This is a genomic window from Cupriavidus cauae (genome assembly GCF_026210475.1).
Classification (GTDB): Bacteria; Pseudomonadota; Gammaproteobacteria; order Burkholderiales; family Burkholderiaceae; genus Cupriavidus; species Cupriavidus cauae.
Genome location: NZ_CP080293.1, coordinates 261,548 through 278,130, shown reverse-complemented (window position 1 = coordinate 278,130; position 16,583 = coordinate 261,548). Strand labels below are relative to the sequence as shown.

General features: G+C 68.4%; 14 protein-coding genes. 10 read left to right on the top strand and 4 right to left on the bottom strand.

Annotated elements, in window-relative coordinates; all coding sequences use genetic code 11:
* Positions 1 to 73: 73 nt before the first annotated feature.
* Together obgE and proB are read left to right on the top strand one after the other, a co-directional pair.
* Positions 74 to 1,171: a GTPase ObgE gene (obgE, locus tag KZ686_RS01245; protein WP_150082120.1), complete on the top strand. Its 1,098-nt coding sequence runs from the start codon at positions 74 to 76 to the stop codon at positions 1,169 to 1,171.
* A gap of 133 nt (positions 1,172 to 1,304) precedes the next feature.
* Positions 1,305 to 2,429, top strand: a complete 1,125-nt coding sequence (gene proB / locus KZ686_RS01240) for a glutamate 5-kinase (protein WP_226107095.1) — start codon at positions 1,305 to 1,307, stop codon at positions 2,427 to 2,429.
* Between the two features lie 119 nt (positions 2,430 to 2,548).
* On the opposite strand, the gene KZ686_RS01235 is transcribed toward proB, so the two are convergent.
* Entirely contained in the window at positions 2,549 to 3,187 is a 639-nt protein-coding gene (locus KZ686_RS01235) for a CNP1-like family protein (RefSeq protein ID WP_223819432.1), read from the bottom strand.
* Entirely contained in the window at positions 3,180 to 3,839 is a 660-nt protein-coding gene (locus tag KZ686_RS01230) for an RNA pyrophosphohydrolase (RefSeq protein WP_150082123.1), read from the bottom strand. The genes KZ686_RS01235 and KZ686_RS01230 overlap by 8 nt, the downstream gene beginning before the upstream one ends.
* Before the next feature lie 235 nt (positions 3,840 to 4,074).
* On the opposite strand from KZ686_RS01230, the gene KZ686_RS01225 reads away from it, so the two are divergent.
* The 4 genes from KZ686_RS01225 (at position 4,075) to KZ686_RS01210 (ending at position 8,594) form a co-directional block, all read left to right on the top strand.
* On the top strand, positions 4,075 to 5,802 hold the full coding sequence (locus KZ686_RS01225) for a proline--tRNA ligase (RefSeq protein WP_149316588.1): 1,728 nt from the start codon (positions 4,075 to 4,077) through the stop codon (positions 5,800 to 5,802).
* A 142-nt stretch (positions 5,803 to 5,944) separates the two neighbouring features.
* On the top strand, positions 5,945 to 6,709 hold the full coding sequence (locus KZ686_RS01220) for a lytic transglycosylase domain-containing protein (protein ID WP_226107646.1): 765 nt from the start codon (positions 5,945 to 5,947) through the stop codon (positions 6,707 to 6,709).
* The gene (locus KZ686_RS01215; RefSeq protein ID WP_265632862.1) at positions 6,706 to 7,731 is read left to right on the top strand and encodes a 2OG-Fe(II) oxygenase; all 1,026 of its coding nucleotides are present in this window, start codon (positions 6,706 to 6,708) and stop codon (positions 7,729 to 7,731) included. Before KZ686_RS01220 ends, KZ686_RS01215 begins: the two co-directional genes overlap by 4 nt.
* Positions 7,732 to 7,973: 242 nt before the next feature.
* The gene (locus KZ686_RS01210; RefSeq protein WP_149316590.1) at positions 7,974 to 8,594 is read left to right on the top strand and encodes a LysE family translocator; all 621 of its coding nucleotides are present in this window, start codon (positions 7,974 to 7,976) and stop codon (positions 8,592 to 8,594) included.
* Positions 8,595 to 8,724: 130 nt separating this feature from the next.
* Here KZ686_RS01210 and KZ686_RS01205 read toward each other — a convergent pair whose 3' ends face one another.
* Positions 8,725 to 9,270 (bottom strand): hypoxanthine-guanine phosphoribosyltransferase, encoded by a 546-nt coding sequence (locus tag KZ686_RS01205; protein WP_149316591.1) that lies wholly within the window; start codon positions 9,268 to 9,270, stop codon positions 8,725 to 8,727.
* A gap of 195 nt (positions 9,271 to 9,465) precedes the next feature.
* A complete protein-coding gene (ffh, locus tag KZ686_RS01200; RefSeq protein ID WP_265632861.1) occupies positions 9,466 to 10,869 on the bottom strand; it encodes a signal recognition particle protein in 1,404 nt (467 codons plus the stop codon).
* A 305-nt stretch (positions 10,870 to 11,174) separates the two neighbouring features.
* Here ffh and KZ686_RS01195 point away from each other — a divergent pair, with 305 nt between their 5' ends.
* From KZ686_RS01195 to KZ686_RS01180, 4 genes are all read left to right on the top strand, one after another.
* Positions 11,175 to 12,146 (top strand): cytochrome C assembly family protein, encoded by a 972-nt coding sequence (locus KZ686_RS01195; protein ID WP_149316593.1) that lies wholly within the window; start codon positions 11,175 to 11,177, stop codon positions 12,144 to 12,146.
* A 15-nt stretch (positions 12,147 to 12,161) separates the two neighbouring features.
* Entirely contained in the window at positions 12,162 to 12,485 is a 324-nt protein-coding gene (locus KZ686_RS01190; RefSeq protein ID WP_265632860.1) for a PP0621 family protein, read from the top strand.
* Positions 12,482 to 13,087, top strand: coding sequence for a 1,6-anhydro-N-acetylmuramyl-L-alanine amidase AmpD (gene ampD / locus KZ686_RS01185; RefSeq protein ID WP_265632859.1), 606 nt, complete (start codon positions 12,482 to 12,484; stop codon positions 13,085 to 13,087). Before KZ686_RS01190 ends, ampD begins: the two co-directional genes overlap by 4 nt.
* A 537-nt stretch (positions 13,088 to 13,624) precedes the next feature.
* Positions 13,625 to 16,561, top strand: a complete 2,937-nt coding sequence (locus KZ686_RS01180; protein ID WP_226107108.1) for a ribonucleoside-diphosphate reductase subunit alpha — start codon at positions 13,625 to 13,627, stop codon at positions 16,559 to 16,561.
* The last annotated feature ends 22 nt before the right edge of the window (positions 16,562 to 16,583 follow it).

Sequence of the window (16,583 nt, the reverse complement as noted above, 5' to 3'; positions counted from 1 at the left end):
TGTCGAACGTCGCCCGCCGCCGGCAGCGCCTGACCAGGCCTTGCGACGCGGCACGCTCCATCACGGAACCATCATGAAGTTCATCGACGAAGCCCGAATCGAAGTCATTGCCGGTAACGGGGGCAATGGCAGCGCGTCGTTCCGGCGCGAGAAGTTTGTGCCGTTCGGCGGGCCGGACGGCGGCGATGGCGGCCGTGGCGGCAGCGTCTACGCGGTGGCCGATCGCAACATCAACACGCTGATCGATTTCCGCTACGCCAAGAAGCACGTCGCCCGCAACGGCGAGAACGGCCGCGGCTCCGACTGCTACGGCGCGGCTGGCGAGGACGTGACCCTGCGCATGCCGGTCGGCACGCTGATCACCGACATGGACAGCGGCGAGGTCATCGCCGACCTGACCGAGCACGGCCAGAAGGTGTGCCTGGCCGAGGGCGGCATCGGCGGCTGGGGCAACCTGCATTTCAAGTCCAGTACCAATCGCGCGCCGCGCCAGCAGGTCGACGGCAAGCCGGGCGAGCGCCGCATGCTCAAGCTCGAACTGAAGGTGCTGGCCGACGTGGGCCTGCTGGGCATGCCGAACGCCGGCAAGTCGACCTTCATCTCGCACGTCTCCAATGCGCGGCCGAAGGTGGCGGACTATCCGTTCACCACGCTGCATCCGAACCTGGGCGTGGTGCGCGTCGACCACGAGCAATCGTTCGTGATCGCCGATATCCCGGGGCTGATCGAAGGCGCCGCCGAGGGCGCGGGCCTGGGCCATCAGTTCCTGCGCCATCTGCAGCGCACCGGGCTGCTGCTGCATATCGTCGATCTGGCGCCGTTCGACGAGGCCGTCGATCCGGTCGCCGAGGCGCGCGCCATCGTCAACGAGCTGAAGAAGTACGACGCCGAGCTGTACGAGAAGCCGCGCTGGCTGGTGCTGAACAAGCTCGACATGGTGCCGGAGGACGAGCGCGAGGCGCGCGTCAAGGACTTCATCAAGCGCTACAAGTGGAAGGGGCCGGTGTTCCGCATCTCGGCGCTGACCGGCGAGGGCTGCCGCGAGCTGGTCTACGCGATCAAGGACCATCTGGCCGCGCTGAAGGCCGAGGAGGCGGCGGCGCTGGCCGAGCCGGACGTGCGTCTGGACGAGCGGCTGCACAACGTCGACCGCGACGGACAACAAGGCTGATTTCGCGCCAAATATCCGCCCCGAACATCCGCCCCGAACATCGGCCCCGATTCGCCACGATCTGCCCCGAACACCCGCGCCGAATTTCCGCGCCGGTTCATCGCCCGGCACGACCTCACTTCAGGAGACAGAGTTGCCCACCCAATCGGTCATCGCGCAGGCCCGGCGCATCGTCGTCAAGGTCGGATCGAGCCTCGTCACCAACGATGGCAAGGGGCTTGACCACGACGCCATCGCCCGCTGGGCGGCGCAGATCGCCAAGCTGCGCACCGCCGGCAAGGAAGTGGTGCTGGTCAGTTCGGGGGCGATCGCCGAGGGCATGCAGCGGCTGGGGTGGGCGCGTCGCCCGCGCGAGATCCATGAGCTGCAGGCGGCCGCCGCGGTCGGGCAGATGGGGCTCGCCCAGGTCTACGAAAGCCAGTTCGGCCGCTATGGCATCCGTACCGCGCAGGTGCTGCTGACCCATGCCGACCTGGCCGACCGCGAGCGCTATCTGAATGCACGGTCCACGCTGCTGACGCTGCTGAGCCTGGGCGTGGTCCCGATCATCAACGAGAACGACACGGTCGTCACCGACGAAATCAAGTTCGGCGACAACGACACGCTGGGCGCGCTGGTGACCAACCTGATCGAGGGCGATGCGCTGGTGATCCTGACCGACCAGCGCGGCCTCTACACCGCCGATCCGCGCAAGGACCCGGCCGCCGAGTTCGTGCACGAGGCGCTGGCGGGCACGCCGCAACTCGAGGCGATGGCCGGCGGTGCCGGCACCGCGATCGGCCGCGGCGGCATGCTGACCAAGATCCTGGCCGCCAAGCGCGCGGCCAAGTCGGGCGCCCATACCGTGATCGCATCCGGTCGCGAGGCCGACGTGCTGGCGCGGCTGGCCGGCGGCGAGGCGATCGGCACGCAGTTGCTGGCGCCGACCGGGCGGCTGACCGCGCGCAAGCAGTGGATGGCCGACCATCTGCAGCTGCGCGGGCGCGTCGTCATCGATGCCGGCGCGGTCGACAAGCTGACCGCGGGCGGCAAGTCGCTGCTGCCGATCGGCGTGGTGGAAGTGCAGGGCGAATTCGCGCGCGGCGAGGTCATCGCCTGCGTCGATGCGCAGGGACGCGAGGTGGCGCGCGGCCTGACCAACTATTCGAGCGCGGAGGCGCGGCTGATCGCCCGCAAGCCGTCATCGGAAATTGAATCGGTGCTCGGCCACCTGAACGAGCCCGAGCTGATCCACCGGGACAATCTGGTGCTGGTCTGAGCGGAAGGCGAAGCGCCCCCCAGCCTTCTGAGCGGACGGCTAATCGCCGCCCCCGGCCTTTCTGAACGGACGGAGGGCGAATCGGCCCTCCGGTCTTCATTCCTGCCGACCGATTCGCCTTACCGGTACGCGCCCTGCCGCGCGACGCCGTCGCGGATCGCCCGCACGATGTCCTCGGTCTTGCCCGCCACCGCGCGTCCGTCGCACAGGTATTCGGACGCCAGCGTCGCCGCATAGCTGTTGCGCACGCTGGTGCTCATCGTGCGCCATTGCTCCGCGCCCGCGCTCTGGTTCGGCACCCAGGTCTTGCTGCCGGGCGGCATGGTGGCGAACAGCTTGCGCTGGAACACGTCGCAGCGCACCCCTTCGTAGCTGATGTTGCGCACGCCGGTCGGGCTGGTGATCACCGCGGTGTAGCGCACCGCGCCGTCCTCGCCGACCATGATGGACTTGGCGTCCACGGCGAACGACAGGCGCCCGGTGGTGCTGACGTCGAAGGGCAGCAGGTCGGCGTCCGCGGGCGGCGGCGGCAGCTTGGTCGCGGCCTCCTGGAAGCCCTTGGAGGCGAGCCGGTCGAGCAGGAAGACCGGTTCCTCGGCCTCCTCCGCTTCCAGCTGGGCGGCGCGCTTGGGCGTTTCTGTGCTGGTGGAACAGGCGCTCACCAGGGCGAGCGCGAACAGCGTGGCAAGCCCGGCAGCCAGACCCGAAGGGGTCGCGCTGCCGGCGCGGCGTCGGCCGAAGCCGGCGGGTTTATTCATCAGTGCTCCGCGTTTGCGCGCAGACCGGCGGTTCCGGCTGCGTCAGGGTAGGGGACGGCTGGCTGGCGGCCGGCGCATTGCCCGGTCCTTGCCGGCCTGCGCGTGGGCCGCCGGCGCGGCCGGGGTTGCCATGGGTCCCGGCATGGTGGTTGCCGTAGGGACTGAGCGGCGCCCGCGGGCCGCGATGCAGAAAGCGCGACAATTCCGTCAGCGCCATCTGGTAGACCTCGCGCTTGAATTCGATCACCGCGTCGAGCGGCACCCAGTACTGGCTCCAGCGCCAGGCATCGAATTCCGGGTGGTCGGTGGCGCGCAGGCAGATATCGCAATCGCGCGCCGCCATGCGCAGCAGGAACCAGATCTGTTTCTGCCCCTTGTAATGCCCGCGAATCTCGCGGCGTATGAACTTGTCCGGCACCTCGTAACGCAGCCAGTCGCGCGTGCGACCGACGATCCTGACGTGCTCGGGCAGCAGTCCGACCTCTTCATGCAGTTCGCGGTACATCGCCTGTTCCGGCGTCTCGCCGTATTTGATGCCGCCTTGCGGAAACTGCCAAGAATGTTCGCCGATTCGCTTGCCCCAGAACACCTCGTTCCGTGCGTTGATGAGGATGATGCCGACGTTCGGGCGAAAGCCTTCACGATCGAGCATGACTGCACCTCGAATCCTTTAGAATTACGTCGATTATAAAGGAAGCGCGGGGTCCGTCCGGGCCGCTCCGGGGTGGTGGTTTTCCCCGACGAAATGCGCCGTTTCAGGCGCCTTTCGCCGGTCCGCAAACCGTCTCACCACCCGGGTCCTTGCCCGCCTTTCCTTGACCTGTTTACCCCTTACGCCTTTTCCCATCGATCCGCGCCGCGCGCGCTGTCCCAACCGAAAGCCACGGATGAAAGCTTCGCAATTCTTCATTTCCACTCTCAAGGAAGCCCCCGCCGACGCGGAGATCGTCTCGCACAAGCTAATGATGCGCGCCGGCATGATCAAGAAGCTGGGTGCCGGCATCTATAGCTATATGCCAACCGGCCTGCGCGTGATCCGCAAGATCGAGCGGATCGTCCGTGAGGAGATGAACCGCGCCGGCGCCGTCGAACTGCTGATGCCGTTCGTGCAGCCGGCCGAGCTGTGGCAGGAGACCGGCCGCTGGGACAAGATGGGCCCGGAGCTGCTGCGCCTGAAGGACCGCCATGAGCGCGACTTCGTGCTGCAGCCGACCTCGGAGGAGGTCGTCACCGACATCGTCCGCACCGAGATCCGCAGCTACAAGCAGCTGCCGCTGAACCTGTATCAGATCCAGACCAAGTTCCGCGACGAGCGCCGGCCGCGCTTCGGCATCATGCGCGGGCGCGAATTCACGATGAAGGACGCCTATTCCTTCGATCGCGACGAGGAAGGGATGAAGGTCTCGTACCGCCAGATGTACGACGCCTATATCCGCATCTTCCAGCGCTTTGGCCTCGAATTCCGCGCGGTGGCGGCCGACAACGGCGCGATCGGCGGCTCGGGCTCGCACGAGTTCCACGTGATCGCCGACACCGGCGAGGACGCCATCGTCTACTGCCCCGAGTCGGACTACGCGGCCAACATGGAGGCTGCCGAGGCGCTGCCGTTGGTCGCCGAACGCGCGCCCGCGCGCGAGGCGCTGACGCGCACGCCCACGCCGGGCAAGGCCAAGTGCGAGGACGTCGCCGAGCTGCTGGGCATTCCGCTCGAGCGCACCGTCAAGTCGATCGTGCTGGCGACCGAGGGCGCCGAGGGCGAGCCCGCGCAGATCTGGCTGCTGCTGCTGCGCGGCGATCACGACCTGAACGAGATCAAGGCGTCCAAGGTGCCGGGCCTGGCCGAGTTCCGCTTCGCCACCGAGGCGGAGATCGTCGCCACCTTCGGCACGCCGCCGGGCTATCTGGGCCCGATCGGTGCCAAGGCGCCGATCCGCGTGGTGGCCGACCGCACCGTCGCCAACATGAGCGACTTCGTCTGCGGCGCCAACGAGCGCGACTATCACCTGACCGGCGTCAACTGGGGCCGCGACCTGCCCGAGCCGCTCGTCGCGGACCTGCGCAACGTGGTCGAGGGCGACGCCTCGCCCGACGGCAAGGGCCGCCTGGCGATCTGCCGCGGCATCGAGGTCGGCCACGTGTTCATGCTGGGCACGCGCTATTCGGCGGCGATGAACGCGACCTTCCTCGACGAGAACGGCAAGACCCAGCCGATGCAGATGGGCTGCTACGGCATCGGCGTGACCCGTATCGTCGGCGCGGCGATCGAGCAGAACTACGACGAGCGCGGCATCATCTGGCCCGCCGCGATCGCCCCGTTCGAAGTCGTGGTGTGCCCGGTCGGCTACGACCGTTCGGAAGCGGTCAAGGCCGAGGCCGACCGCATCCATGCCGAGCTGCTGGCGGCCGGCGTCGACGCGATCCTGGACGACCGCGGCGAGCGCCCCGGCGTGATGTTCGCCGACTGGGAGCTGATCGGCGTGCCGCACCGCGTGGTGGTGGGCGACCGCGGCCTGAAGGAAGGCCAGGTCGAGTACCAGGGCCGGCGCGACGCCGAGGCGAGCCGCGTGGCGGTGGCCGACATCGTCGGGCATGTGCGCAAGCTGCTGGCCGACTGAGGCCATGCAACCGCCGCGATGCGCCGCCATCGCGGCGGCGCCGCTTCCCGGCAAGTCTCCGGTCATGCGTCCGGGCGAGTTTGCGGGCAGCGTTCCGGGCAGGGTCCGGGGCAGGTTTGCTGGCCCAACGTCGGGGCTGGCGATGTTGGCGGCTGCGCTGCTGTCCGCGCTGGCGCTGCTGCTGGCTTCGCCGCCGGCGCACGCCGGTGCTCAGCGGGAAGAGCAGCTGGCCGACGCCGTGCGCGGCGCGCTGGCCGCGGCGATCGCGGATGCGCGTCCGGCCCGTCCGGTATTCGTCTCCGCCGGCGAGCGCGACGCCTATCTGCGCTGGGTGGCCGAGATGTCGCGCCGCCTCGAGCCGCGCATCCCCGAGCCGTTGATCCGCACCGAGCTGGTCGAGACCGTCTATTACGAGGCCAAGCGCGCCGGGCTGGAGCCGGCACTGGTACTGGGGCTCATTCAAGTCGAGAGCAATTTCCGCAAGTACGCGATCAGCACGGCGGGCGCGCGCGGGCTGATGCAGGTGATGCCGTTCTGGGCGCGCACCATCGGCGATGGCGACGCGCGCAAGCTGTTCCATCTGCAGAGCAATCTGCGCTACGGTTGCACCATCCTGCGCCACTACCTGGACCGCGAGTCCGGCGACCTGTTCCTGGCGCTGGGCCGTTACAACGGCAGCCGCGGCCGCGCGGAATACCCGAACGCGGTGCTGGCCGCGTGGAAGCGCTGGCAGCAGGCCGAGGTCGCGGTCACGGTGGCGAGCGCCGCCGAGTCCAATGGCGCGCTGGCGGCCGCAGCCCGCCCCGGCCGTGCGGGCGATGCCGCCGCGCGCCTGCTGCCGGCGCCGTCCCGACCCCTCGGCGGCCCCGCCGCGTTCCCGCCCACCCGCCTGTCCGATCCGTCATGACCTCCCGCTCGCATCCGGCGGCCGGCAAGACCGGCTACGCCACCTCGTCGCCCGAACTCGAACGCTGGCTGGCCCGGCATATCGCGCAGGGCTTCGGCGCCGACGCGCTGGTGCGGTCGATGTGCCAGTCCGGCTACGATGCGGGCTTCGCGCGGACCACCGTGCAGGCCGCGCTCGCCGGAGCCGGGGCGCGCGGCGCGCGGTCGGGTCCATCGCCGGCGGCATCCGCATCGTCACTGTCATCGTCATCGTCATCGTCATCGTCATCGTCGTCATCGCCATCGTCGTCGTCATCGCGGTCCGCGAAGGCCAGGACCGCTGCGGAAGTCACGACGCACACTGCGCAGGCCGCCGCCGACGCGACCCCCGCCATCACCGCCCCCAATGCGCTGCCCGCCGGCGACGGCCGCGACGTGCCGGTACTGTTCGCGATGGAATCGCCCCGCATCGCGCTGTTCCAGCGGCTGCTGATGCCGGACGAATGCGAGGCGCTGATCGCGCTGTCCCGCGGCCGGCTGGCGCGTTCGCCGGTGGTCAATCCCGATACCGGCGACGAGAACCTGATCGACGCGCGCACCAGCATGGGCGCGATGTTCCAGGTCGGCGAGCATCCGCTGATCGAAACGCTCGAGGCGCGCATCGCGGCGGTCACCGGCGTCCCGGTGGAACAGGGCGAAGGGCTGCAGATCCTGAACTACAAGCCCGGCGCCGAATACCAGCCGCACTACGACTTCTTCAATCCGCAGCGCCCGGGCGAGGCGCGCCAGCTGCGCGTCGGCGGACAGCGCATGGCGACGCTGGTGATCTACCTGAACGACGTTCCCGCCGGCGGTGCGACCGCCTTCCCGAAGCTGGGTTTGCGCGTCAATCCGGTCCAGGGCAATGCGGTGTTCTTCGCCTATCTCGGCGAGGACGGCGCCCTCGACGAGCGCACGTTGCACGCGGGGCTGCCGGTGGAGCAGGGCGAGAAGTGGATCGCCACCAAGTGGCTGCGGGAAGCGCCGTATCGGGCGGAAGGCTGAACGCACGCCGGCCCGGGCCGCCTGGCGCTCGATCGCGATCCGCGCCCGGGAATCCGCCCCCGGGAATCCGCCCCCGGAATCCGCCCCCGGAATTCGCCCCCGGACTTCGCCCCCGGAATCCGCCCTCCAGCTGTGCCGAACCGCAAGCAGCACTGTGCCGGTAATTGCCCGGCAATCTGTACCGGTACTGTATAGGACCGCCACGCTAGACTGCCGCTTCCCCTGCATTCCAAGGAGTTGCCATGGCACTGTCGGAACTGGCGGCAGGCTCTGCCGTGTTTGCCGCCTTCGGCGGCTTCGTGCTGGTGTCGTCGATCACCCCGGGACCGAACAACACGATGGTGCTGGCGTCCGGCGTCAATTTCGGTTTCGTCCGCACCATTCCGCATCTGCTCGGCATCAGCAGCGGCTTCGCGCTGATGATCGCGCTGATCGGCCTCGGGCTGGGCTCGCTGTTTACCGCACTGCCGTGGACCTGGCCGCTGCTGCGCGTGGCGGCCACCGTGTACCTGGTCTATCTGGCGTACAAGCTGGCCACCGCCGGCGGCGTGCAGGACCGCCAGGTGGCCAGGCCGATGAGCTTCCTGCAGGCGGCCGCGTTCCAGTGGGTCAATCCGAAGGCTTGGGTGATGGCGGTGGGGGCGTGCAGCGCCTATGTGCTGCACCCCAATCTGTGGCTCAACGTGCTGCTGCTGGCCGGCCTGTCGGCGATCATCAATCTGCCGAGCGTGGCGGTGTGGGCGGTGTTCGGCGCCTCGCTGCGCCGCTGGCTGGCACGGCCGCGCGTGCTGCGCGTGTTCAACGTGACGATGGCGGTCCTGCTGCTCGGCTCGCTGTGGCCGATCCTGGCGGCCGGACACTGAGGGGCGTCCGGCGGGTTTGGGCTGCGGCTCTGGCCGTGGGTGCGGTGGAGGTGCTGGAGTCCGAGCCGGAGCCGGAACCGCGGCTGGAGTCGACTCCCGCGCCGGGACCGCCTCCGGAGCCGGTGCAGGCTCAGCCCTTCAGCGCCCGGATCGTGCCGAGGTTGCGCCAGTAGCCCTTGGCGTCCATGCCGCAGCCGAACACATAGCGGTCCGGCACCGTGAAGCCGCAGAAGTCCGGATGCATCGGCTTGGCCTTGGCCAGCGTCTTCTCGCACAGCACCGCGGCGTAGAACTCGCGCGCGCCCATGTCCATGATGCGCTGGCGGATGGCCGCCATGGTCTCGCCCTCGTCGAGGATGTCGTCGAGCACCAGCACGGTCCGGTCCTTGACCGACTCGCGCGGCGCCACGCGCCACTGCATCTCGCCGCCGACCGTCTTGTTGTTGTAGCGGGACAGGTGGATGTAGTCGAACTCCAGCGGGAATTCGAGCTTGGGCAGCAGCATGCCGGTGAAGACCACGGCGCCGCCCATCACCGACAGCACCAGCGGGAAGCGGTCTCCCATCTTGTCGGTGATCTCGCGCGCCATGCGGTCCAGCGATTGCTGCACGGCCTGGGCGCTGACGATTTCCTCGGAGTTGGCCCACAGTTCGCGGGCCTGTTCGGCAGTCATCATGATGTTCGGTCCTGGTCTGGCGGTGTTCTTTGCGGCGGCAGCCGGCCAGGGAGCCAGCGTGCCGCGGTCGGTATTGCGATTGGTGGGTCCGATTGCTGGTGCGATTGCTGGTGCGATTGCTGGTGCGATTGCTGGTCCGATTGCTGGTGCGATCGATGGCGCGGTCGGTGGCGCCATCGGGCTTCGCTCGGCGGATCAGCGGTTGAACAGGCCCTTCATGCCGCCCTTCATCGCGCCCATCGAGCGCATCATCTTGGCCATGCCGCCGCCCTTGAGCTTCTTCATCATGCTCTGCATCTGGTCGAACTGGTTCAGCAGCCGGTTCACTTCCTGCACCGGCACGCCCGCGCCCGCGGCGATGCGGCGCTTGCGGCTGGCCTTGATCAGCTCGGGCTTGGCGCGCTCGGCCGGTGTCATGCTGTTGATGATGCCTTCCATGCGGCGCACCTGCTTCTCGGCCTGATCCATATTGGCGCCCTGGGCCTGCTGGGCGAACTGCGCCGGCAGCTTGTCGACGAGGCTGCCCAGTCCGCCCATCTTCTTCATCTGGCCGATCTGCGCCTTGAAGTCCTCGAGGTCGAAGCCGCCGGTCTTCTTGATCTTCTTGGCCAGCTTCTCGGCCGCTTCCATGTCGACGCCGCGCTGCGCCTCCTCGACCAGCGCGAGGATGTCGCCCATGCCCAGAATGCGCTGGGCCATGCGGTCGGGGTAGAAGGGTTCGAGGCCGTCAAGCTTCTCGCCGACGCCGACGAACTTGATCGGGCGGCCGGTCACGTGCCGCACCGACAGGGCCGCGCCGCCGCGCGCATCGCCGTCGAGCTTGGTCAGCACCACGCCGGTCAGCGGCAACGTGTCGTTGAAGGCCTTGGCGGTGTTGACCGCGTCCTGGCCGAGCATCGCGTCGACCACGAACAGCGTTTCGGCCGGCTTGAGCGCGGCGTGCAGCGCGGCGATCTCCTGCATCATCGCCTCGTCGATGCCGAGCCGGCCGGCCGTGTCGACGATCAGCACGTCGTGATAGTGCTTGCGGGCCCAGTCGACCGCGGCGCGGGCGATGTCGACAGGCTTCTGGTCCGGCTGCGAGGGGAAGAAGTCGGCGCCGACCTGTTCGGACACGGTCTTGAGCTGGGCGATCGCGGCGGGCCGGTAGACGTCGCACGAGACCGTCAGCACTTTCTTCTTCTTGTTTTCCTTGAGCCATTTGGCCAGCTTGCCCACCGTGGTGGTCTTGCCCGCGCCCTGCAGGCCGGCCATCAGGATGATCGCCGGCGGCTGCACCGCCAGGTTCAGCTCGGCCGCCTTGCCGGGCGCGCCGTCGGCCGAGACGGCTTCCTCGCCGCCGATCACCACGGTCAGTTCGCGCTGCACCACGCCGACCAGGGCCTGGCCCGGCGTGAGGCTGCCGACCACTTCCTCGCCCAGCGCCTTTTCCTTGACGCGGGCAACGAACTCGCGGACCACCGGCAGCGCGACGTCGGCCTCGAGCATGGCCAGGCGAACCTCCCGCAACATCTCGGCGGTATTGGCTTCGGTCAGGCGTGCCTCGCCGCGCATGGTCTTGACGACCCGCGCCAGGCGTTGAGTGAGATTGTCCAGCATGGCAGAAATCCGGAGAGGGGCTTTGTAGGGTTGCGGCGCGCCGCCGCGCTTATCGGCCAGTCATCGATCGGTTGTTGGCCGACCATCGGCCGGCTGTCGACCGACTGGTAACCGAGCGTCGACCGGCCATCGACCGACCGGTGACCGGGCTTCGACTGCATCGTCGACCGCGCGGGTCCGGACCGTGGCGTGGCACCGGCGGGGGGCGATGGCGCCGGGCGTCCATCGCGGCGTCGCCCGTCCGGCCTTGCCGCCGCGGCCACTGCCGTCGGTCACCACGGCAGGCGCTAGGGTAAACTGCGCGAATGGCGATTGTACTGTATGCCCTGACGGCACTCCTCTATTGCGCGCTGGCCTATCACGGCTGGGCGACGCGCCACGCCGGGCTGGCCGCCAGCACGGCGGGCGGTCCGGCGGGCGGACCCGGTATCGGAGGCCAGCCGGGCTCGATGGTGCTCGTGCCGGGCCCGACGCCGGGCGGCAGCGCCGAGGGGCAGCCCGCCTGGTGGCATGTGCTGATGGTGGCGGTGCTCGCCAGCCACGGCATGCTGCTCCATGAAACCATCTTTCCGGCCGACCGCATGGTGTTCGGCTTCGCCTTCGCGCTGTCGGCGATGCTGTGGCTCGGCGTCGGCATCTACTGGATCGAGAGCTTCTTCTTCTCGCTGGCGGGCCTGGGGCTGGTCGTGATCCCGGTGGCAATGCTGGCCAGCCTGATGCCGCTCGCCTTCCCCGGCGCGCAGATCCTGGGCTACGCCGCGCGGCCGCTGTTCAAGCTGCATTTCATCATCGCCAACGTCGCCTACGGGCTGTTCACGCTGGCGGCCTTCCATGCCTTCCTGATGCTGCTGGTCGAGCGCCGGCTGCATGGCTTCAACCGCGGCCACGGCGTGCACGTGCCGGGCGGCGCGATGGCCGCCGGCGCGCCGCAGCAGGTCGGCTGGCTGGGCCGCTGGCTCGATCTGCTGCCGCCGCTGCTGACGCTCGAGAAGCTGCTGTTCCGCCTGATCGCGGCCGGCTTCGTGCTGCTGACGCTGACCATCGCGTCCGGCCTGCTGTTTTCCGAGGAGCTGTTCGGCCGGGTCTTCCGCTTCGACCACAAGACCGTGTTCGCGGTGGTGTCGTGGGTGATGTTCGCCGGCATCCTGGCAGGCCGGCGGTTCTACGGCTGGCGCGGCCGCGTGGCGCTGCGCTGGGTCATCGCCTCGTTCTGCATCCTGCTGCTGGCCTATGTCGGCAGCCGCTTCGTGATCGAAGTGATTCTGCATCGCCTCTGAAGCAAGGCATCGTCGATGGCACGTCTGTTCCTGTTGCTGGCGATCCTGCTGGCCATTTTCTGGTGGCTCGGCAGCCGCGTGCGCGCGCGCCGGGCGGAACCCCCTCCGGTCGATGCCGGCGTGCCGCGGCAGGGCACCGACGGCCGCGCGCAGGAGCCGATGGTGCCGTGCGCCCATTGCGGCGTGCATCTGCCGCGCAGCGAGGCGATCGCCTACCAGGGCCTGCATTACTGCCGTGCCGCACATCTGCCCGAATCCCGGGACCGTTTTGGCGACGAGGGCGGCGATAACGGTGACAACCGCGGTGGCAACCGCGGCGACCGCGGCGGTCCCGCATGACGGCGCCGCTTCCGTCCCGGCTGCGGCTCGACGGCGCGGGCTGGGTCGAGGGCGCGCGCCGGGTGCCGTCGCCCAACTTCGATCCGCGTCCGCCCGGCATGCCGGTCGACCTGCTGGTGGTGCACAACATCAGCCTGCCGCCCGGCGAGTTCGGCAGCGACGATATCGAGGCGCTGTTCCTGAACCGGCTCGACCCGGCTCGCCATCCTTTCTTCGCCACCATCCACGCGGTCCGCGTGTCGGCGCATTTCCTGGTGCGGCGCAGCGGCGAGCTGGTGCAGTTCGTCTCGTGCCAGGACCGCGCCTGGCATGCCGGCCAGTCGGCCTTCTTCGGCCGCGAGCGCTGCAACGACTTCTCGATCGGTATCGAACTGGAAGGCTGCGACACGCTGCCCTTCGAACCGGCCCAGTACGACACCGCCACGGCGCTGACCCGGCTGCTGCTGCGCGCCTATCCGATCGGAGCCGTGGCCGGCCACAGCGATATCGCCCCCGGACGCAAGACCGACCCCGGCCCCTGCTTTGACTGGCCGCGCTTTGCGCGAGGCGCCGGACTGGCGCCGGCGATGCTGCCGTACCGCCGCGGCGGGGCGGCGGCCTAGCCGAAAACCCCTGCCGGTGCGGGGCTATCGCGGGCTACCGGTCGGGATCTTGGCGGGGCTATCGAAAGCGCGGCGCTCATCGAAAAAAATTCTTTCGTCGGTGCGGCAACCGACAAAACGGCCGCAAGCCTTGAGCCGCTTGGTCTGGCGGGGAGGTGGGGGTCCGGCGTGGCGCCGGAGCGGCCTGCCGAAGCGCTTGTCAAGACTGGTCAACGCGATTCATTTCACTATACTTAGTCCAGCTTTTCGTTATGACCACTATATCTAGTGGTGCTTTCGGGGAGCCGACCTAGGCGTGCAGCGTTCGCCACGGGCTCGGCAGGTTGCCTTCGCGCCACGCGCGTCAAGCGTTTCCAGCCGGCCGCCAGCGCATGCACCGGCGCGCCACAGGGTCGGCACGTCACAAGAGCCCTCCACGGGAATGCAGCAAGGCAGTAATCCGGCACGGCATCGCCGCGCACGGGATGTCTCTTTTTGCGCATTTTCCAGGGGCTCTTTGTCGTTGATAACACTGGTCAAAAAAAACAGGAGTGCTTCATGCAGACGGCCCAACAAGAATTCGCCGGCAAGGCCGGTTCCGCCGCCGTGGCGCAGCCGAGCCCCGCCGCTGACAACGCCGCTGGCAACTACCAGGATTACAAGATCATCCGCCGCAACGGCGCGGTGGTCGCTTTCGAGCCGAGCAAGATCTCGGTGGCGATGACCAAGGCCTTCCTCGCCGTCAATGGCGGGCAGGGCGCCGCCTCGGCGCGCGTGCGCGAGCTGGTCGAGCAGCTGACCCAGAACGTGGTGCGCGCGCTGCTGCGCAGCCGTCCGAACGGCGGCACCTTCCACATCGAGGACGTGCAGGACCATGTCGAGCTGGCGCTGATGCGCTCGGGCGAGCATGAGGTCGCGCGCGCCTACGTGCTCTACCGCGAGAAGCGCAACCAGGAGCGCAGCCACGCCAACGCGCAGGCCGTCGCCCGCGTGCAGGGCGGCGTCAGCTTCAACGTGACCGATGGCGGCGTCACCCGGCCGCTGGACCTGGTCGCGCTGCACGCGCTGATCGACACCGCCTGCGCCGGCCTGGGCGGCGGCGTCGAGGCCGAGCCGATCCTGAAGGAAACGGTCAAGAACCTGTACGACGGCGTGCCGATGAGCCAGGTCTACGACTCGGCCATCCTCGCCGCCCGCACGCTGATCGAGAAGGACCCGGCCTACAGCCAGGTCACGGCCCGCATCCTGCTGCACACGATCCGCAAGGAAATCCTCGGCGAGGAAGTGACCCAGGCCGAGATGGGCAGCCGCTACGCCGAGTACTTCCCGAAGTTCATCGCCCGCGGCATCGAGGCCGAGCTGCTCGACGAGAAGCTGGCGACCTTCGACCTGGCGCGCCTGGGCGCGGCGCTGGACGCCTCGCGCGACTTCCAGTTCAACTACCTGGGCCTGCAGACGCTGTACGACCGCTACTTCCTGCACATCGACGAGACCCGCATCGAGATGCCGCAGGCCTTCTTCATGCGCGTCGCGATGGGCCTGGCGCTGAACGAGAGCGACCGTGAAGGCCGCGCCATCGAGTTCTACAACCTGCTGTCGTCGTTCGACTTCATGTCGTCGACGCCGACGCTGTTCAACTCGGGCACGCGCCGCTCGCAGCTGTCCTCGTGCTACCTGACCACGATCTCCGACGATCTGGAAGGCATCTACGAGGGCCTGAAGGAGAACGCGCTGCTGTCGAAGTTCGCCGGCGGTCTGGGCAACGACTGGACCAATGTGCGCGCGCTGGGCTCGCACATCAAGGGCACCAACGGCAAGTCGCAGGGCGTCGTGCCGTTCCTGAAGGTGGTCAACGACACCGCCGTGGCGGTCAACCAGGGCGGCAAGCGCAAGGGCGCGGTCTGCGCCTACCTGGAGACCTGGCACCTGGACATCGAGGAATTCCTCGAGCTGCGCAAGAACACCGGCGACGACCGCCGCCGCACGCACGACATGAACACCGCGAACTGGATTCCGGACCTGTTCATGAAGCGCGTGATGGAGAACGGCGAATGGACGCTGTTCTCGCCGTCGACCTGCCCGGACCTGCACGACAAGGTCGGCAAGGAATTCGAGAAGGCCTACCTCGGCTACGAAGAGAAGGTCGCGCGCGGCGAGCTCAAGCTGTTCAAGAAGATCCCGGCGATGCAGCTGTGGCGCAAGATGCTGGGCATGCTGTTCGAGACCGGCCATCCGTGGATCACCTTCAAGGATCCGTGCAACATCCGCAGCCCGCAGCAGCACGTCGGCGTCGTGCACAGCTCGAACCTGTGCACCGAGATCACGCTGAACACCAACGACAGCGAAATCGCGGTCTGCAACCTGGGTTCGGTGAACCTGGTCGCCCACCTGAAGCAGCAGGCCGACGGCAGCCACGTGCTCGACCACGCCAAGCTCGAGAAGACCATCCGCACCGCGATGCGCATGCTCGACAACGTGATCGACATCAACTACTACGCGGTCGACAAGGCGCGCAATTCGAACCTGCGCCACCGCCCGGTCGGCATGGGCATCATGGGCTTCCAGGATTGCCTGCACGTGCTGCGCGTGCCGTACGCCAGCGACGCCGCCGTGCAGTTCGCCGACACCTCGATGGAAGCGGTCTGCTACTACGCCTACCAGGCCTCGACCGAGCTGGCCGAGGAGCGCGGCCGCTACAGCACCTACGAGGGCTCGCTGTGGGATCGCGGCATCCTGCCGCAGGACTCGCTGAAGCTGCTGGCCGAGGAACGCGGCGGCTACCTCGAGGTCGATCAGTCGTCGACGATGGATTGGGACAAGCTGCGCGCCCGCATCAAGCAGCACGGCATGCGCAACTCGAACTGCATCGCGATCGCGCCGACCGCGACGATCTCGAACATCATCGGCGTGTCGGCCTGCATCGAGCCGACCTTCCAGAACCTGTACGTCAAGTCGAACCTGTCGGGCGAGTTCACGGTGGTCAACGACTACCTGGTGCGCGACCTGAAGGCACGCGGCCTGTGGGACGAGGTGATGGTCGCCGACCTGAAGTACTTCGACGGTTCGCTGGCCCGCATCGACCGCATTCCGCAGGACCTGCGCGACCTGTACGCGACCGCGTTCGAGGTCGAGCCGACCTGGCTGGTGGAGGCCGCCAGCCGCCGCCAGAAGTGGATCGACCAGGCCCAGTCGCTGAACATCTACATGGCCGGCGCCTCGGGCAAGAAGCTGGACGACACCTACAAGCTGGCGTGGATCCGCGGCCTGAAGACGACCTACTACCTGCGCACCATCGCCGCCACGCACGTCGAGAAGTCGACCGTGTCGCGCGGTTCGCTGAACGCGGTGTCGTCGGGCGCCGCCGCCGGCGGTGCCTCGGCCTCGGCGCTGGACCAGGCCGCCGCCTCGGCGCCGGCGATGCCCGAAGCCGAAGGCGCGGTCTGCACGATGCGCCCGGGCGATCCGGGGTTCGACGAGTGCGAGGCCTGCCAGTAAGGAGAGAGCGATGACTAAAGAG